General features: G+C 59.9%; 18 protein-coding genes. 10 read left to right on the top strand and 8 right to left on the bottom strand.

Features of this window, described 5'->3' with window-relative positions; translation table 11 throughout:
- Nucleotides 1-120 precede the first annotated feature (120 nt).
- The 4 genes from ftsY to E0502_RS00265 are packed head-to-tail and all read right to left on the bottom strand — an operon-like array spanning nucleotide 121 to nucleotide 4,768.
- Nucleotides 121-1,044, bottom strand: coding sequence for a signal recognition particle-docking protein FtsY (gene ftsY / locus E0502_RS00280; protein ID WP_137676008.1), 924 nt, complete (start codon nucleotides 1,042-1,044; stop codon nucleotides 121-123).
- Nucleotides 1,041-2,228 carry a MiaB/RimO family radical SAM methylthiotransferase gene (locus E0502_RS00275; protein ID WP_137676007.1) on the bottom strand — a complete coding sequence of 396 codons (1,188 nt, stop codon included), beginning with the start codon at nucleotides 2,226-2,228 and terminating at the stop codon, nucleotides 1,041-1,043. The genes ftsY and E0502_RS00275 overlap by 4 nt, the downstream gene beginning before the upstream one ends.
- On the bottom strand, nucleotides 2,225-3,040 hold the full coding sequence (gene dapF, locus E0502_RS00270; RefSeq protein ID WP_137676006.1) for a diaminopimelate epimerase: 816 nt from the start codon (nucleotides 3,038-3,040) through the stop codon (nucleotides 2,225-2,227). The genes E0502_RS00275 and dapF overlap by 4 nt, the downstream gene beginning before the upstream one ends.
- Nucleotides 3,041-3,085: 45 nt before the next feature.
- Entirely contained in the window at nucleotides 3,086-4,768 is a 1,683-nt protein-coding gene (locus E0502_RS00265) for a putative bifunctional diguanylate cyclase/phosphodiesterase (protein WP_137676005.1), read from the bottom strand.
- A gap of 170 nt (nucleotides 4,769-4,938) precedes the next feature.
- Here E0502_RS00265 and E0502_RS00260 point away from each other — a divergent pair, with 170 nt between their 5' ends.
- Both E0502_RS00260 and E0502_RS00255 read left to right on the top strand, forming a co-directional pair.
- The gene (locus E0502_RS00260) at nucleotides 4,939-5,349 is read left to right on the top strand and encodes an EVE domain-containing protein (protein ID WP_137677446.1); all 411 of its coding nucleotides are present in this window, start codon (nucleotides 4,939-4,941) and stop codon (nucleotides 5,347-5,349) included.
- Nucleotides 5,350-5,453: 104 nt separating this feature from the next.
- The gene (locus E0502_RS00255) at nucleotides 5,454-5,645 is read left to right on the top strand and encodes a hypothetical protein (RefSeq protein ID WP_137676004.1); all 192 of its coding nucleotides are present in this window, start codon (nucleotides 5,454-5,456) and stop codon (nucleotides 5,643-5,645) included.
- Here the strand turns inward: E0502_RS00255 and E0502_RS00250 are convergent, their stop codons facing one another.
- A complete protein-coding gene (locus tag E0502_RS00250; RefSeq protein WP_137676003.1) occupies nucleotides 5,646-6,977 on the bottom strand; it encodes an MFS transporter in 1,332 nt (443 codons plus the stop codon).
- A gap of 113 nt (nucleotides 6,978-7,090) precedes the next feature.
- Between E0502_RS00250 and pgsA the strand changes: the two genes are divergently transcribed.
- Nucleotides 7,091-7,699, top strand: a complete 609-nt coding sequence (gene pgsA / locus E0502_RS00245; RefSeq protein WP_137676002.1) for a CDP-diacylglycerol--glycerol-3-phosphate 3-phosphatidyltransferase — start codon at nucleotides 7,091-7,093, stop codon at nucleotides 7,697-7,699.
- Nucleotides 7,700-7,714: 15 nt separating this feature from the next.
- Here the strand turns inward: pgsA and E0502_RS00240 are convergent, their stop codons facing one another.
- The 3 genes from E0502_RS00240 to rnd form a co-directional block, all read right to left on the bottom strand.
- Nucleotides 7,715-8,047: a PilZ domain-containing protein gene (locus E0502_RS00240; protein ID WP_137676001.1), complete on the bottom strand. Its 333-nt coding sequence runs from the start codon at nucleotides 8,045-8,047 to the stop codon at nucleotides 7,715-7,717.
- Between the two features lie 86 nt (nucleotides 8,048-8,133).
- Nucleotides 8,134-9,030 (bottom strand): hydrogen peroxide-inducible genes activator, encoded by an 897-nt coding sequence (locus E0502_RS00235; RefSeq protein ID WP_137676000.1) that lies wholly within the window; start codon nucleotides 9,028-9,030, stop codon nucleotides 8,134-8,136.
- Nucleotides 9,027-10,265, bottom strand: a complete 1,239-nt coding sequence (gene rnd, locus E0502_RS00230) for a ribonuclease D (RefSeq protein WP_137675999.1) — start codon at nucleotides 10,263-10,265, stop codon at nucleotides 9,027-9,029. The genes E0502_RS00235 and rnd overlap by 4 nt, the downstream gene beginning before the upstream one ends.
- A gap of 180 nt (nucleotides 10,266-10,445) precedes the next feature.
- Here rnd and aspS point away from each other — a divergent pair, with 180 nt between their 5' ends.
- From aspS to E0502_RS00195, 7 genes are all read left to right on the top strand, one after another.
- Nucleotides 10,446-12,233, top strand: coding sequence for an aspartate--tRNA ligase (gene aspS / locus E0502_RS00225; protein WP_137675998.1), 1,788 nt, complete (start codon nucleotides 10,446-10,448; stop codon nucleotides 12,231-12,233).
- Nucleotides 12,234-12,362: 129 nt separating this feature from the next.
- Nucleotides 12,363-12,770: a hypothetical protein gene (locus E0502_RS00220; protein WP_137675997.1), complete on the top strand. Its 408-nt coding sequence runs from the start codon at nucleotides 12,363-12,365 to the stop codon at nucleotides 12,768-12,770.
- Between the two features lie 128 nt (nucleotides 12,771-12,898).
- Complete coding sequence (locus E0502_RS00215; RefSeq protein ID WP_057883643.1) at nucleotides 12,899-13,135, top strand: acyl carrier protein; 237 nt, start codon at nucleotides 12,899-12,901, stop codon at nucleotides 13,133-13,135.
- Between the two features lie 92 nt (nucleotides 13,136-13,227).
- The gene (gene fabF, locus E0502_RS00210; RefSeq protein WP_137675996.1) at nucleotides 13,228-14,487 is read left to right on the top strand and encodes a beta-ketoacyl-ACP synthase II; all 1,260 of its coding nucleotides are present in this window, start codon (nucleotides 13,228-13,230) and stop codon (nucleotides 14,485-14,487) included.
- A 2-nt stretch (nucleotides 14,488-14,489) separates the two neighbouring features.
- On the top strand, nucleotides 14,490-15,461 hold the full coding sequence (mltG, locus tag E0502_RS00205) for an endolytic transglycosylase MltG (protein WP_240048792.1): 972 nt from the start codon (nucleotides 14,490-14,492) through the stop codon (nucleotides 15,459-15,461).
- Nucleotides 15,458-15,991: a 2'-5' RNA ligase family protein gene (locus E0502_RS00200; RefSeq protein ID WP_240048791.1), complete on the top strand. Its 534-nt coding sequence runs from the start codon at nucleotides 15,458-15,460 to the stop codon at nucleotides 15,989-15,991. Before mltG ends, E0502_RS00200 begins: the two co-directional genes overlap by 4 nt.
- Nucleotides 15,992-16,034: 43 nt before the next feature.
- Nucleotides 16,035-16,691 carry a Crp/Fnr family transcriptional regulator gene (locus E0502_RS00195; RefSeq protein ID WP_137675995.1) on the top strand — a complete coding sequence of 219 codons (657 nt, stop codon included), beginning with the start codon at nucleotides 16,035-16,037 and terminating at the stop codon, nucleotides 16,689-16,691.
- The last annotated feature ends 89 nt before the right edge of the window (nucleotides 16,692-16,780 follow it).

Genomic DNA, 16,780 nt, shown 5'->3' with positions numbered 1-16,780 from the left:
TCTCGTCATTGCGAGCGGCGTAGCCGCGCGGCAATCCATGGAACTGAAGGTTCGGCGGGCACGGCACCATGGATTGCCGCGTCGCCTGTCGGCTCCTCGCAATGACGAGGTCAGATGACCCTAGGCAACCCCTGCAATAACGCGTGCCACCAGATCCGGATCGAACGGCCGCAAGTCGTCTATCTTTTCGCCCACTCCGATGGCGTGGATCGGTAGCCCGTATTGCTCCGCCGCCGCGACCAGTATCCCGCCGCGCGCAGTGCCGTCCAGCTTGGTCATGATCAGCCCGGTGACCCCGGCGACTTCCTTGAACACATCGATTTGCGCAAGAGCGTTCTGGCCGTTGGTCGCATCGAGCACCAGCACCACATCGTGCGGCGCTTCGGGATTGAGCCGGCCGAGGACTTTGCGGATCTTCGCCAGCTCGTCCATCAGTTCGCGCTTGTTCTGCAGGCGGCCAGCGGTGTCGACCACCAGCGCGTCGATCCCCTGATCGGTCGCTGCTTTGACCGCATCGTACACGATGCTCGCCGGATCGCCGCCTTCGGGACCGCGAATAAGGGGGACATCGATCCGTTCGGCCCAGGTGGCGAGTTGCCCGATCGCTGCGGCGCGGAACGTATCGCCCGCAGCCAGCATCACCCCGTAGTCGTCTTCCTGCAACCAGTGCGCCAGCTTGGCGATCGTCGTTGTCTTGCCGCTGCCGTTGACTCCGATCACCAGAATGACTTGTGGGCGCGGGAAGGCAGTAACCTCGAGCGGCTTGGCGACCGGCCGCAGAATTTCGGCGATTTCTTCCGCCACCGCTTCTTTCAGTTCGCGCTCGGTGATGTTCAGCCCGAAGCGTTTTTCCGTCAATTTTGCCCGGATGCGCGCGGCGGCGGACGGTCCGAGGTCGGACATGATCAAAGCATCCTCGACCGTATCGAGCGTGCTGTCATCGAGCTTAGCCGTTCCGACCACCCCGGTCAGGTTTTCGGACAGCCGCTCGGAAGTCTTGCGGAAGCCGCCAAACAGGCGGTCCTTCCAGCTGTTCTCGCTCATTTCAGGAGGCCTTCCTCGACAGTCTGCGGCGTGATGGTGACGATGCTGCCCGCCGGGGTGCCTACGGGCAAGGCGGTGCGGGCGAAGTTCGGGGCATAGCCGGTGCCGTCGCGTTCGGCGAGGACGTCCATCGATTGGCCGCGCAGTTCGTCGAGCCAGCTTGATCGAACTGCCGCCACATCGGCGCGCAGCTCGGCGGCGCGCTGCTTAACAACTGGGCGGTCGACTTGCGGCATGCGCGCGGCCGGGGTGCCCGGGCGCGGAGAATAGGGAAAAATATGGCCGTGGACGATGCCGAGTTCAGCGATGATCGAGCGATTGGCTGCATGCATCGCCGCGTCTTCAGTCGGGAAACCGGCAATAAGGTCCGCCCCGATCGCAATGTCGGGCCTGCGGGCCTTAAGCCGCTCGACCAGCGCGACCGCATCGGCGCGGCTGTGGCGGCGCTTCATGCGCTTGAGGATCAGATCGTGACCATGTTGCAGCGAGAGATGCAAATGCGGCATCAGGCGCTGTTCAGCCGCAAAAAGCTCTTCAAGCAGCGGGTCGATCTCGATCCCGTCGAGCGAGGACATGCGCAGGCGCGGCAGTTCCGGAAATGCCTTCAGCACCGCCTGCACCATCGTGCCGAGGGCGGGGCAGTCCGGCAGGTCATGGCCCCAGCTGGTTACATCGACCCCGGTCAGCACAATTTCCGGTGCGCCCTGATCAATATGCCGCTCCACCTCGCGAAGGACTTCAGCGAGGCTCAATGATCGGCTGGGGCCGCGACCCTGCGGGATGACGCAGAAGGTGCAGCTGTGGTCGCAGCCGTTCTGCACTGTCACGAATGCTCGGGTGCGCGAGGCCGGTCGGGGCGGGGCGCTTTCCGGCACGTTCCACGCGCGCGGATCGAGCTTGGCGGTGTTGGCAACCAGCCCGTCAACTTCCGGCATGGCGGCTAGTTGCTCGCGTTCGATATCGGCGGCACAGCCGGTTACCAGCAAGCGCGCATCGGGGTTGGCGCGGCGCGCGCGGCGGATCGCCTGGCGCGTCTGTCGGACAGCTTCGCTGGTGACTGCGCAGCTGTTCACCACCACAACGCCTTCTTCGCCCGCCAGCATGTCGCGGATGCGTTCGCTTTCGGAGATGTTAAGCCGGCAGCCGAGCGAGATGACTTGCGGATTGCTGGTCGGCGCGTTCATCCAAAATCGTCCCATTCGAACGAACCACGGAAGCTTTCCTGTGCCGGCCCGGTCATGGTGATTGATCCGCCGGGCTGCCACTCGATGGTCAGCGCCCCCCCGGGCAAGCGCACTTCCACCGGTGAAGCAACCAGTTTGCGGCGGATAGCAGCCACAGCTGTCGCGCAGGCCCCGGTGCCGCAAGCCTGAGTCAAACCCGCGCCACGTTCCCAAACCCGCAAATCGATCGCTCTGTCCGTTACTTTTGCGACATTCACGTTGACGCGCTCCGGAAAGAGCGGATCCAGCTCAATCAGCGGTCCAAGTCGCTCCAATTCGACTGCACCGGCATCGTCCACGAAAAAGATGACATGCGGATTGCCGACATTGACCGCGTCAGGCGCTTGAAGCTGCTCCCACCCGACCGGTATCCGGCTGGTATCCATGGCGTATTCGAGCGGGATTGCGTCCCATTCGAAGCGCGGCTGACCCATATCCACGCGCGCACCACCATCGGCCGGGCTCAGAGCGATGATGCCGCCTGCTGTCGCGAGTTTGGCGGGCTTGCCATGATACAGTGCAACGGCGCGGGCAGCATTGCCGCACGCTTCGACTTCGCCGCCATCGTGATTGAAGATTCGCATGCGGAAATCGGCGTCTGATTGATCGCTCACCGGCTCCAGCAATATCAACTGGTCGCAGCCGATTCCGGTGTGTCGATCAGCCAGCGCCTTTGCCTTGCCGGCAGTCATTGCAGGGAGCGCAGTTTCACGCGCGTCGAGCACGACGAAATCATTGCCGAGACCGTGCATCTTGATGAAGGGAACGCGCATAGGCTGCGCATCTATGGATTGCACAGTCGCGCGTCTAGTACCGGCTTATGCCTGTCGCTGTTGATCGGCTGCTTCTGCGGCCTCGTCCTCGGCAGAGTCGCCACCTTCGCCAGCCATATCCCGCACGCCGCCACTCTGACTGAGCAAACCGAGCTGTAGCAACCGCGCGCGCACAGCGTCTGCCTGTTCCGGGCGCCCGTAAAGGTAGCCCTGGCCCTTTAGTTTGCCCTTGCCGCGCAGCGCCTGAAGGATCTTGTTGTCTTCGATGCCCTCTGCAGTGATCGGCAGGTTAAGCCCGTCACCCAGCGCGATGATCGCATTGATCAGCTTCTCATTGGCATCCTCGGCATTGAGTTCGCCCACAAAGCTGCGGTCGATCTTGAGCCGGTCGAAGGGAAGCGAGCGCAATTGCGCGAGGCTTGAGTATCCGGTGCCGAAATCGTCCAGGCTGATACGCACGCCCTGGTTTTTCAGGCTGGCGATCATCGAGCGGACATGGCTCATATTTTCGTGCAGGCAGCTTTCTGTGATTTCGATTTCCAGCCGCTCCGGCGGAAAGTTATGTTCAATCAGTTGTTTGAGCAATTTCTGGGCAAACCACGGATCGCGCATCTGGACGGGCGAAATGTTCACTGAGAGCGTAAGATGCTGCGGCCATTCCTTCGCGTCTTCGAGCGCCTTGTCGATCAATTGTTCGGACAGGTGCCCGATCAGCCCGATTTCCTCTGCGACGGGGATGAAGGTGTTCGGATCGACCACACCGAGTTCAGGGGAATGCCACCGGGCCAGCATCTCGAAGCCGACAATCTCACCGGATTCGATGTCGATCTGCTGTTCGTAATAGGGCACAAATTCGCCATTCAGGATGCCCTTGCGCAGTTCGGCTTCCATCTCGTTGCGAAAACGCAGTTCAGTTTCCATCGAGGTTTCAAACCAGTAGTGCCGGTTCTTGCCTTGCTTCTTGGCGTGATACATCGCGATATCCGCCCGGTGCAGCAGGCTTTCGCTCAATGTCCGACCGCAGTCATTCTGTCCCTTGAAGGTGGCGGTTGTCGCGATGCCGACCGATATCGTCGTTTCAACCGGCAGGCCGTCTATGTCATGCCTTTGGGAAATCGTGCTGATCAGCTTGTCCGCGATCCGATCGATTGCGTCGGGTGAGCGATCGTCGAATGGCAGCACGCAGGCAAATTCGTCACCACCTAGGCGCGAAAGCAAACTGCCATCGGGTAATATGGAGCGCATCCGCTCGGCTGTGACCTGCAACAGCAGATCGCCGACCTTGTGTCCGTTAAGATCGTTGACCTGTTTGAAGTTGTCCAGGTCGATCATCAGGAAGGCGACTGCGCCGTGACCATCCTTGTGCGCCTCGATCAGCGCTTCTGTTGCAGGAGCGATGCTGCGGCGGTTGAGGCAGCCTGTCAGCGGATCGATCTCAGCAAGTTGCTTTGCCGTCTCTTCGGATTGGCGACGCTGTTCGATTTCGGCGAGCAATTCGCGATAGCGCCGCATGCCGAACACGATCAGGGCGATATTGAGCAGCAATGCGTTGACCAGCAGGTAATCGGGTCCGCGTTCGTTATATAGCCAGCTGCGCATGATTTGCGGCAGGACCGAGCCGCCCGTGCCGATGAACATCAGGATCGCGGCTATAGCGATGCCGAATGCAACGATATCGCGTTCGACGCGGCGCCGTACATGGCTCAGACGTTCATTGGATTTCGACATTTGCCAGTCGGCCGCCAAACGGACCTGTTTCCCCCGTAGAAGTCTCCCGCTTCCGTTTGGCAAAACACAACTAAGAACAGGTTAATCTCGCTCTGCAGAAGGGGTGGCCATGCTCCTCGGGCCTCGCTACGCCGCTGGTGCTGACACGGCTACGCGGAGAAATTGCGGCGATGGCGCATTATTGGCTGATGAAATCGGAGCCTTACGAATACAGCTGGGACGACCTTGTCGAGGAAGGCGAGGGCGTCTGGAGCGGCGTGCGCAACCACCAGGCCAAGAACAATCTGGCCGCGATGGAAGTCGGCGACCTGGCGTTCTTCTATCACTCGAACAAAGGGCTGGAGATTGTCGGGATTTGCGAAATTAGCGTTGCAGGGATAGCGGATCCGACCGACCCCGAAGGCAAGTGGGCGGCAGTGAAAGTGAAACCAAAGCAAAAGCTCGCCAATCCCGTAACGCTGAAACAGATCAAGGCGGATCCGTCACTGCAGAATATGGAACTGGTCAAGCTTATGCGCCTGTCAGTCAGCAAAGTGCACGAGACGGAATGGGATCACATCCTGGCGATGGCGGAGGATTGATCGCTCGCAACGCACTGGCATGAACAAACAGGCTTAATGTCCCAAGCCTAGACGCTGGAAAAGCCGCAGGTGCGTGATGGTTAGCGGCGGGTTAACACCTGCCCATGCGTAGATCACTTGTCCTCACCGATGATTCCGCCAGACATTCGTTTCTGGCCAGTCTTCCGCCGCACGTCCGCAAGGGAGAAGCAGCCCAAGCTGCCCGTCCGTGGCTGCGGATCACGAAAGAGGACTGGACCGGCTTCCTGACTGCCTACATCGGCTGTTTTGTCGCGGTATCGATCTTTATCGCCTGATCACGCAGCGGATGTGACGGCCGCCGCGTCAAGCTCCGCCCGATAGAGCCGGCGGCCAAGCCAAGCGGAAATCAGGCACATTGCGGCGCACAGCAGCACCTGCTCGGCTATCGGCACGCCCGCGGCGCTCATCGCCATGGCGACCAGTGATCCGCCGACCATCGCCCCCGAATTGACGATATTGTTTGCAGCGATTGTCCGCGAGGCCTTGTCCGGCGCAACGCGCGTCGTGAGGAAAGCGTAGAGCGGGACAACAAACATCCCGCCGGCCACAGATATCCCCAGCAGGCAGAGCAAGAGCGCTGCCGCCATCGGCCACGCGATAAACTCGCTCACGCTGAGCAACTCTGTCGGCTGGTCGGCCTGCCACAATTTGCAGACGACGTAGAACGCGACCACGAACAGCCCCATGAAGATGACCGAAATCGGGGAATAGCGGGCGGAGACTTTTCCTTTGAGCAGGGCATTGATGGCAATCGATCCGATGGCGACGCCGACCGAGAACACGACGAGGAACAGGCTCGCGACCTCCGGGCTCGCCATGATGGTGTTCTTTGCGAGCGGGGGAAACTGGATGAACAGCACCGCGCCGATGGTCCAGAAAAAGCTGATCGCGAGGATGGCGTAATAAACTTCCGCATTGTGCATCGTGTCGCGAACGAGTTTGATCGATGCACGCAGGATGTGCCAATCGAGTTTCTCGACTTCACCCATGGGCGGTGCGGAAGGCACTTGCCGGCTGACAAGATAACCGATGCAGGCGGTCACAACGATCCCGATGGCAGCCCAGCCTGTGTATTCTACAGCGATCGGCCCGGCGAGGATCGTCCCGGCGAGAATCGCGATATAGGTGCCAGCCTCGACCAGCCCGGTACCGGCCAGCACTTCTTCTTTCTTCAGGTGCTGCGGCAAAATCGCGTATTTTATCGGCCCGAGGAAAGTCGACTGAACGCCGGTCAGGAATAGTGCCAGCAGCAGCAGCGGGATTGCCACGGTATGCACTGCGATGCCCTTGTAGGCGAGGTAAAGACCGCAGGCTCCGATGATCATCAGCCCGATTTCACACGCCTTTACCGTCCGGATGATTTTCGCCTTGTCGCGCATGTCCGCCAGTTGCCCGGCGAGCGCGGAAAGCAGGAAGAACGGCAGGATGAAAAGGCCCGATGCCAGACCGCTGAAGGCGGCTTCGGTGCTCTCGTCATTATAGACCGCATAGACCACGAAAAGCACCATCGTGGTCTTGTAAAGATTGTCGTTGAAAGCGTTGAAAAGCTGAGTGATGAACAGCGGGAGAAACCGCCTGCGGCGCAGCAGATGCGTCGATGTTGTCATTAAGCCCCGCCTGCATCCTGCGTCCCGATGCGGTCGGTCTAGCGCAATATGGACTTGGGACAAGGGCAACAGGATGCTTTTTCCCGCCGCATGGTTCGGCTAGGGGGCGGTCTATGCTGACGCTGCCGAATATCCTGACCCTGTCGCGCATCGTAGCGGTTCCGCTGCTTGCTGCCCTGTTGTGGTGGCCCGAATGGAACCTGGGGTATGCGTTGGCATTCGTGCTCTATTCGCTGATGGGCATCACTGACTATTTTGACGGTTATCTGGCGCGGTCCAGCGGTGCGGTTTCGAGACTGGGAATCTTCCTCGATCCGATCGCTGACAAGATCATGGTTGCGGCGGTCATTCTGGTGTTGACGGCACAGGGGTATTTGCGCGGGCCCTACGTCGGGGACCTGCATGTGATCGCCGGGCTGATCATTCTGATGCGCGAGATTGCTGTCTCGGGCCTGCGAGAATTCCTCGCCGGTTTGCAAGTGTCTGTCCCGGTGACGAAACTCGCCAAATGGAAGACCACGCTGCAAATTCTTGCTTTGGGCGCGTTGATTTTCGGCGGGGCCGTTCACGGTCCGCCGCCGCAGTCGCTGGCTGAAGCGAACATGCATATCATGGACCAGTGGATTCACCTGGTCGGACTGGTGAGCTTGTGGGGTGCAGCGGTACTGACGGTGATTACCGGCTGGGACTATCTCAGGGTCGGCCTCAAGCACATGGACTGAAGCGTTCCGGCAAAGTCAGACGCTGAGAGGAAGCCCGAAGCGATCACGCGGATCGTGCCGGTCGAACTCTTCGCTAGGCGTATAGCCGTAATGCTGAACCACTTTCTGGTGCAGCGGTGTCTCGAACTTGACGCCTGCGTTCTTGTCGGCTCGCCATACCACGCGTCCGGGAATAATTGTTTTCGGGCCGAGGCGAATCTTTATCTCAGCGCCGTTTTCGATCTTGTCACTGTCGGACTCGATCATGCAGCCACCGCATGAAAGATTGTACAGACGAACGAAGTGCTTCGTCTTGTCGACGCGACATTCGATTTCCTGATCGGTATCAAAACGATTGTACGAACGCATTGGCTTGCGACCCTTCTGTTATCGGACGCAACCATACTTAGTCGAAAATTTACCAAGAAAAGGTGAATACGGCGAAATTTGTAAAATCAACCGGCGCGCAATTCCTCTGCGAGCAGCCTGAATTCTTCTCCGCGCGGAGAGTTTTTCCGCCAGATCAGAGCAATTTCACGTTTCGCATTGGCGGATTTGAGCGGGCGCGCCACCACGCTTGTTCCGTTGAGTATCCCGGCATCGAGCGCCATCTGCGGCAGCATGGTCAGGCCCAGGCCATTGTCGACCATCTGGACCAGCGTGTGGAGGCTTGTGCCGATCATTGTTACACTGGCGCGAAGTTCGGGCCGGTTGCACGCCGCCAGCGAGTGTTCGCGCAGGCAATGCCCGTCTTCAAGCAGCAACAACCGCCCTTCATCGATCATCTGCGGCGGGATGGCGTCGGGCGGATCGCGCGGGTCGTTCTTGGGGAAGGCCACGAACAGCTGATCGTCCGCGATGTGTTCGACTTCCACTTCACCGGTAGAGAAGGGCAGGGCCAGCAACACACAATCCACCCGACCGTGATGCAGCGACTCGACAGCATCATGGCTGGTTTCCTCGCGCAGCATCAGCTTCAGATTGGGCCGTTCTGTGCGCAGGCGCGGCAACATCCGCGGCAGCATGAACGGTGCGATGGTCGGGATGACGCTCATCCGCAAATCGCCGGACAGCGGCTTGCCGCTCGCTTGCACGAGTTCGCTCAGCTCTTCCGCCTCTCGCAGCAATCGGTGCGCCTTGGCGACGACTTGCTCGCCCAACGGAGTGAACCGGACGACCCGCCGACTGCGTTCGACCAGCGTGACACCGAGCAGCGTCTCCAACTCCCGGATGCCGGATGAAAGCGTCGATTGCGAGACGAAGCTGGCCTCTGCTGCACGCCCGAAATGCCCATGCTCATGCAGTGCAACAAGGTATTGCAACTGCTTGATGGTGGGGAGGTACGTGCTCATTCGGCGGCGTGTGCTTCTTCCTGTGCGATATCGCGGGCGTCTTCCTGTGCCTGCGCAAGGTCGTCGGCCATATCGTCGATATGTGTCATATGCAGCTTGCCGCTCTTGACGGCAAAGGCAAGCTTGCCCTCGACCAGCTCCAGCGCATCACGCCCGAAGACGTCATAGCGCCAACCCTCCAGTATCTTCAGATCGCGTATCCCGGCAGCGAGCGCTTCCATCTCGTCCGCCTTGGTCAGCAACCTGCTCGCCACATCGATTTCGCGTGCGCGGATCTTGAGCAGCAGTTTGAGCAGATCGGCAACGAGTGCCCCTTCCTTGCCGAGCGGAGCGCCGCGTTTCATCTTGGCCGGCATTTCCGATTTATCCAGCGGTTCGGCCTTTTCGAGCACTTTCATCAGCCGCTTGCCGATGTCGTTTTCCTTCCACGCCCCGGAAAGCCCTCGCACCTTGCTCAAGTCCGCCTGCTTCTTCGGCGGATGGCTGGCGATATCGGCAAGGGTTTCATCGCGCATGATCCGCCCGCGCGGGATATCCTTGTGCTGCGCTTCGCTTTCTCGCCACGCGGCAAGCGCTTTGAGCCGTCCGAGTACCTGCGGATTGCGCCCGGCCTGCCGGATGCGTTTCCACGCATTATCCGGGTCGGCACGGTAGTTGTCCGGGTCGGCCAGCTTTTCCATTTCCGCATCGAGCCACGCCCCGCGCCCGGTCTTGATCAGCTTTTTCAGCATCTTGGGAAATATTTCGGCGAGGTGGGTTACATCGCCGATGGCATATTCGATTTGCCGGTCGGTCAGCGGGCGGCGGCTCCAGTCGGTAAACCGGGCGCCCTTGTCGACCGGAATGCCGAGCCAGCTTTCGACCAGATTGGCATAACCGATTTGTTCGGACTGGCTGATCGCCATCATTGCGATCTGCGTGTCGAAGATCGGATGCGGTGTTTTGCCGGTGAAATTAAAGACGATCTCCACGTCCTGCCCGCCGGCGTGGAATATCTTGAGCACTTCTTCATTGTCGGTCAGCAAGTCCCACAGCGAGCTCAGGTCGATGCCGTCTGCCAGCGGATCGACCGCTGCGGCCTCTTCCTCATTGCCAATCTGGATCAGGCACAGCTCCGGCCAATAGGTGTTCTCGCGCATGAACTCGGTGTCCACGCAGACGAATTCCGATTGGGCGAGGCGGGTGCAAAGCTCTTCGAGCTCGGCGGTCTTGGTGATCAAATCGTGTATTTTCATCGTTCTTTTCTTATCTCTTGGGCGGAGTGCCGCCCTCGGCTATTGCCACGGTGTTGTGCGGTGCCTTGACAAAGGCACGCGCATCCCCTGTTAGCGCGCGCGATGTGCGCGACGCGCCCCAGTGGTTTTCACCGGTGGCGCGCCCTTAGCGCCATAGCTCCGAAAATGGAAAGATTTTAGATGCACGCCTATCGTACCCACAACTGCGCAGCGCTGACCAAGAACGATGTTGGCGAAACCGTCCGCCTGTCGGGATGGGTGCACAACAAACGCGACCACGGCGGCGTGCTGTTTGTCGATCTGCGCGATCATTACGGCATCACTCAGGTGGTGGCCGACAGTGACAGTGCCGCTTTGCCTGTGCTGGAAAAGCTCAAGCTTGAGTCGGTTGTCACCATCGACGGTGAGGTGAAGGCACGCGATGCGGCGGCGGTGAACCCGGGCCTGCCCACTGGAGAGATCGAAGTTTTTGCCCGCGCCATCGAAATTCAGAGCCGTGCCGAAGAACTGCCGCTGATCGTCAATTCGGCGGAGGATTATCCCGAAGATATCCGCCTCAAGTACCGCTTCGTCGATCTGCGCCGCGAGCGGGTGCACAACAACATCATGCTGCGCAACAAAGTGATCACCTCGCTGCGCCAGCGGATGATCGCGCAAGGGTTCAGCGAATTCCAGACCCCGATCCTGGGCGCTTCCAGCCCGGAGGGCGCACGCGACTACCTCGTGCCGAGCCGCCTGCATCCGGGCCGGTTCTACGCGCTCCCGCAGGCTCCGCAGATGTTCAAGCAGTTGCTGATGGTTGCCGGGTTCGACCGCTATTTCCAGATCGCCCCATGCTTCCGCGACGAAGACCTGCGCGCTGACCGCAGTCCGGAATTCTACCAGCTCGATTTTGAAATGAGCTTTGTCACGCAGGAAGACGTGTTCCAGGCGATCGAGCCTGTGCTCGCGGGCGTGTTCGAAGAATTTTCGGGCGGAAAAACCGTAACCCCGGCAGGCGAATTCCCGCGGATTCCTTATGCCGAAACGATGCTCAAATACGGCACCGACAAGCCCGATCTGCGCAATCCGCTGATTATTTCCGACGTCACCAGTCACTTCGAGAAATCGGGCTTTGGCCTGTTCGAGAAGATCGTGGGCGGCGGCGGGCGTGTCCGGGTAATTCCTGCCCCCAACACTCACGAGAAGAGCCGCAAGTTCTTCGACGAGATGAACGACTGGGCGCGCAAGGAAGGCTTTGCCGGACTTGGTTATGTGACCCGCAAGGGCGGCGAATTCGGCGGTCCGATCGCCAAGAACCACGGCACCGAGGGCATGGAAAAGCTCTATGCCGAGCTGGGCTTGGGCGAAAACGATGGCCTGTTCTTCGCCGCCGGCAAGGAAAAGGACGCGGCCAAGCTGGCCGGTGCCGCGCGTACCCGTGTCGGCGAGCTTCTCGAGCTGATCGAACAGGGCTGTTTCAAGTTCTGCTGGATCGTCGACTTCCCGATGTTCGAATATGACGAGGACCAGAAAAAGGTCGATTTCAGCCACAATCCGTTCTCGATGCCGCAAGGCGAGATGGATGCGTTGGAAACGCAGGACCCGCTCGATATTCTTGCTTGGCAATACGACATCGTTTGCAACGGTTACGAGCTCTCGTCAGGCGCGATCCGGAATCACCGGCCGGATATCATGTACAAGGCTTTCGAGATCGCCGGGTACAGCAAGGAAACGGTCGATGCGGAATTTTCCGGCATGATCGAAGCTTTCAAGCTGGGTGCACCGCCGCATGGCGGCTCTGCCCCCGGGATCGACCGGATCGTCATGCTCTTGGCGAACGAGCCGAACATTCGCGAAGTGATTGCCTTCCCGCTCAACCAGAAAGCGCAGGACCTGATGATGGGCGCGCCGTCGGAAGTGTCGATGAAGCAGCTGCGCGACGTGCATGTTCGCACCATCGAACCACCCAAGCCGGATCAGAGCTAACGCCGCGAAATAGCCAATCCATGGCATAGTCGCCGGTGGCCGGATTGTGCAAGATTCCCTCAATCTCCGGGGGAATTGAAGATCGAAAGCAAGATTCCAAGGACCGACTGGCTTTTGCGATCGCCGGGTTTGATCCGCAGCGCTGCGGTGTATTCGGCGTTTCTGATAGATGGGACGATTTATTTCATCCGCACCGGTCCGGGCTGGCAAAGGCTGGGCGGTGCCTATGCCGCGATGAACTTCGTCACCAATCCGGTCATCGAGCGGCAAATCAACAAGAACCGGCAAATGCTGACCTTGCTGAATGGCTGGGACTATCGGCGCGATGTGCCGCAGAGAGCGGAAATAAGCTATCCGATCGACATGCTGAAAACGCTGCTGGTGATCGAGCCGCGCGGCTCGGCGGTGGCGACGATCCGGCTCAAATCGCGATCCGGCAAGCCACGGTGCCTTTCGCTCGATTCGCAGGATTATCTCGGCGATCCGCAGGTCAGACGCGCATTCTTTGCGAAGATTGCGATCACTGAATTGCGCTAAGCGATTGAATTGCTGCAGTCCGTGCCTATTTTCCGTGCGGCGCTAAACACTGTCTGCCCCTTGCCAGCCCGCGCGCCGTTCATTAGGGCGAAAGGGAAAGTTCCAACCCCAGTTTCAAGAGGGAAAATATGAGCGATACTGCTGACCGCGTGCAAAAAATTGTCGTCGAGCATCTCGGCGTAGAGGCCGACAAGGTCACTCAGGAAGCCAGCTTCATCGATGATCTGGGTGCTGACAGCCTCGATATCGTCGAGCTGGTGATGGCGTTTGAAGAAGAATTCGGTGTGGAAATCCCGGACGACGCGGCTGAGAAGATCGCAACGGTCGGTGATGCCACCAAGTATATCGAAGAGCACAAGGGCTGATTGCCGTCCCGCCGTGCTCGCCTGAGTAGGCGGGATCCAACAGGCTCGACCCGGAAGCGGGCCGGGCCTGTTCCATTTTGACGGAGAATTGCATGCGCCGCGTTGTCGTAACCGGTCTTGGCCTTGTCACCCCGCTGGGCGGCGACGTTGAAACCTCGTGGAAGAACCTCATTGCGGGTAGGAGCGGCGCAGGGCCGATCACGCGCTTCGATACCGAGGGGCAGAAATGCACCATCGCCTGCGAAGTGAAGGGCAAGGATCACGAATACGGCTTCGACCCCGACAAGCGGGTCGACCACAAGGTCCAGCGGCAGGTCGATCCATTCATCATCTATGGCATCGATGCCGCCGGGCAAGCGCTGGAAGACGCAGGCCTTGTCGATATGGACGAGGAACTGAAGCTGCGCACCGGGTGCTCGATCGGCTCGGGCATCGGCGGATTGCCGGGTATCGAACTCGAATCGGTCAATCTGCACGAGCGCGGTCCTGGTCGCGTGTCGCCGCATTTCGTTCACGGGCGCCTGATCAATCTGATCAGCGGTCAAGTGTCGATCAAATACGGCCTGATGGGCCCGAACCACGCGGTTGTTACCGCTTGCTCGACTGGTGCCCATTCGATTGGCGATGCTGCCCGCATGATCAAGGATGATGATGCCGACGTCATGCTGGCAGGCGGTGCAGAGGGTACGATCAATCCGCTTGGCGTAGCCGGATTCGCGCAAGCCCGTGCGCTCAACATGAGCATGAACGACCGCCCGACCGAAGCAAGCCGGCCGTATGACAAGGGCCGCGACGGATTTGTCATGGGTGAGGGCGCCGGTGTGGTGGTGCTGGAAGAATATGAGCACGCCAAGGCGCGCGGCGCGAAAATCTACGCTGAAGTCGTTGGCTATGGCCTGTCGGGTGATGCCTATCACGTGACCGCGCCGCATCCCGACGGAAAGGGCGCTGAGCTTTCCATGCGCATGGCGCTGAAGAAGGCTGGGCTTGACCCGTCGGACATCGACTACGTCAACGCCCACGGCACTTCGACCATGGCCGACACGATCGAACTCGCTGCGGCCAAACGCGTCTTCGGAGATGATTTGGGCGGAGCATCGATGAGCTCGACCAAATCGGCCATCGGCCACTTGCTCGGCGGCGCTGGTGCGGTCGAATCGATTTTTTGCATTCTTGCCATTCGCGATCAGATTGTGCCGCCGACCCTCAATCTGGACGATCCCGATGACGGGACCGAAGGCGTCGACCTGGTGCCGCATACAGCGAAGGAGCGCGCCGTCCATGCTGTGCTCAACAACAGCTTCGGTTTCGGCGGAACCAATGCTTCGCTGGTGATGAAGAAGGTCGACTGATTGTGGGACGGGCGCTGAAGCTCGCGATCGGGCTCGCCATGGTGCTAGGGCTGATTGTCGCAAGCTGGTTTTCCTACGGCTGGTTCAGCGCTGCCGAGGTCGATGCGGACGCGAACTTCCTCGTCCCGTCGGGTTCGTCGCTCACGTCGGTCGCGCAGTCGCTTGAGGAAAATGGCCACATCGCCTCGGCTGATGCCTTCCTGCTTCGTGCTAAGGTGTTTGGCGGCGGTGAACCAATCCAGGCGGGCGAATTCAAGCTGGTGGCCGGAATGAGCCCGGCCGACATGCTGCACGCATTCCAGAACGGCGACGTGGTGCGGCGCTTCATTACGATTCCCGAAGGCACGCCATCAATTATCGTGTTCGAAACCCTGATGGCGGAAGGCTTGCTGACCGGGGAAATTCCGGTGCCGGTAGAAGGGTCGGTGCTGCCCGACACTTATGATTTTGAACGCGGCGAAGATCGCGCCAAGGTCCTCGCTCGGATGCAGGGTGCGATGCAGAATTTCCTGGCCGAGGCATGGCCCAAACGCGCGCCGGACATCGCAGTCGACAATGTCCGCGATGCGGTCATCCTCGCCTCGATTGTCGAAAAGGAAACGGGCGTTGCCAAAGAGCGGCGGATGGTGGCCGGCCTCTATTCGAACCGGGTAAAAAAGGGCATGTTCCTGCAAGCCGATCCGACAATCATCTATCCGATCACCAAGGGCAAACCGCTTGGACGGCGTATTCTCCGTTCGGAGATCGCATCGATCAATGACTACAACACTTATTCGATGCCCGGCCTGCCCAAGGGTCCGATTACCAATCCCGGACGGGAAAGTATCGAAGCGGTTCTCAACCCGGCAAAAACCGACGCAATCTACATGGTTGCCGATGGCACCGGCGGGCATGAATTCAATGTCGAGCTGGCGGATCACGATGCAGCGGTCCAACGTTGGCGAGCGCTGCGGCGCGAACGCGGCGAAATGTGATTTCTGCGCCTGCCGACGCACCGCTAATCGTCACGGCGCTGCTGCCGAAAGACCTCGCTGCATGGGCAACCGGGTTGCGGCGAGCGCATTTCCCGCCCGAGCGAAACTATCTCGATGCGCATGTGACGCTTTTTCACGCCCTGCCGCCGCACTGCTGCGACGAGATCCAGGACCATTTTCGCCGGCTTAGCGCGGAATTCGCCCCAGTCGGCGCAAGGCTGGAGCGGATCATGTCGCTTGGCGGAGGAACCGCTTTCGGTATCGAAAGTGAGGCCATGCTGCGCATCAGGGCGATGATTGCCGAACGCATGCACGGTTTGCTGACACAACAGGATCAGCACCAGAAGCGCCTTCACGTCACGATCCAGAACAAGGTTACGAGTGCCGAGGCCAAGGCCCTGCAACGCATGCTCGAACCGCAATTCTCGCCCCGCACATTCGCTTTTCGCGGCCTGGGCCTGTATCGTTATCTCGGCGGGCCGTGGGACAAGGTGAGTGAATTTGCTTTCCGCGGCAAAGCGGAGGCATGATCTGGCGGCTAAACTGCCGCTGAATTAACGAGGGGCCAGGCCGATGGATAATCTGTTCGCAATTCTCGCCGGAGTACTGCTGGTCGCGGCGGTGGTGGTCACTTCCTTGCGTCTGGTTCGCATGGTCGCCTTGGCAGCCGGCATATCGGCGATGATCCACTTTGTTCTGATCGGGGAAACCGGCTTGTGGCTGGCGCTGGCGGCCGCTTTCGTGTTCGCGAACGGTGCTCAGCTTGCCGCTCTGTTCAGACGTGCCCGATCGGGCAATCTCGCGCAGGAAGAACATGAATTGCTGGCGCATGTGCTCAAGATCGAAGAGCCGGACCAGCAGAAACGTTTGCTCGATCTGTTCGAATGGAAACAATTCGACCCGGGCCAGGTGCTGATGGAGCAAGGTCAGGCAGAGCCGCCGCTGGTCTATATTGCCAGTGGTGAAGGCCGGGTCGAGCATGACGGTACACCGGTTGGCACCTGCGGACCGGGCGATTTCCTCGGCGAGATGAGCGCCGTGTCCGGTGAGAAAGCGACCGCGTCGATAGTGGCGGAGAGCGATATGCGAGTCGCCCGGTTCGACCGCGATGCGCTGTTCGAAATGACCCGCAACATGCCGGAAATGCGCCGCGCGTTCGATCATGCGCTAAACCGCAGCCTCGCGGCAAAAGTCATCCGCATGAACAAGAGCGCGACAGAGCACGGCTAACGTTCCTCGGCCAAGTACCCGGTTCATCACAAACGGGAGTTGACCGCGAGCGGCACCCGCCCTAAATGCGCCGCCTGCCGACCGGACTA

The sequence above is a fragment of the Parerythrobacter lutipelagi genome (genome assembly GCF_005434975.1).
GTDB classification, from domain to species: domain Bacteria; phylum Pseudomonadota; class Alphaproteobacteria; order Sphingomonadales; family Sphingomonadaceae; genus Parerythrobacter_A; species Parerythrobacter_A lutipelagi.
This window is presented reverse-complemented; position numbering and strand designations above follow the sequence as displayed.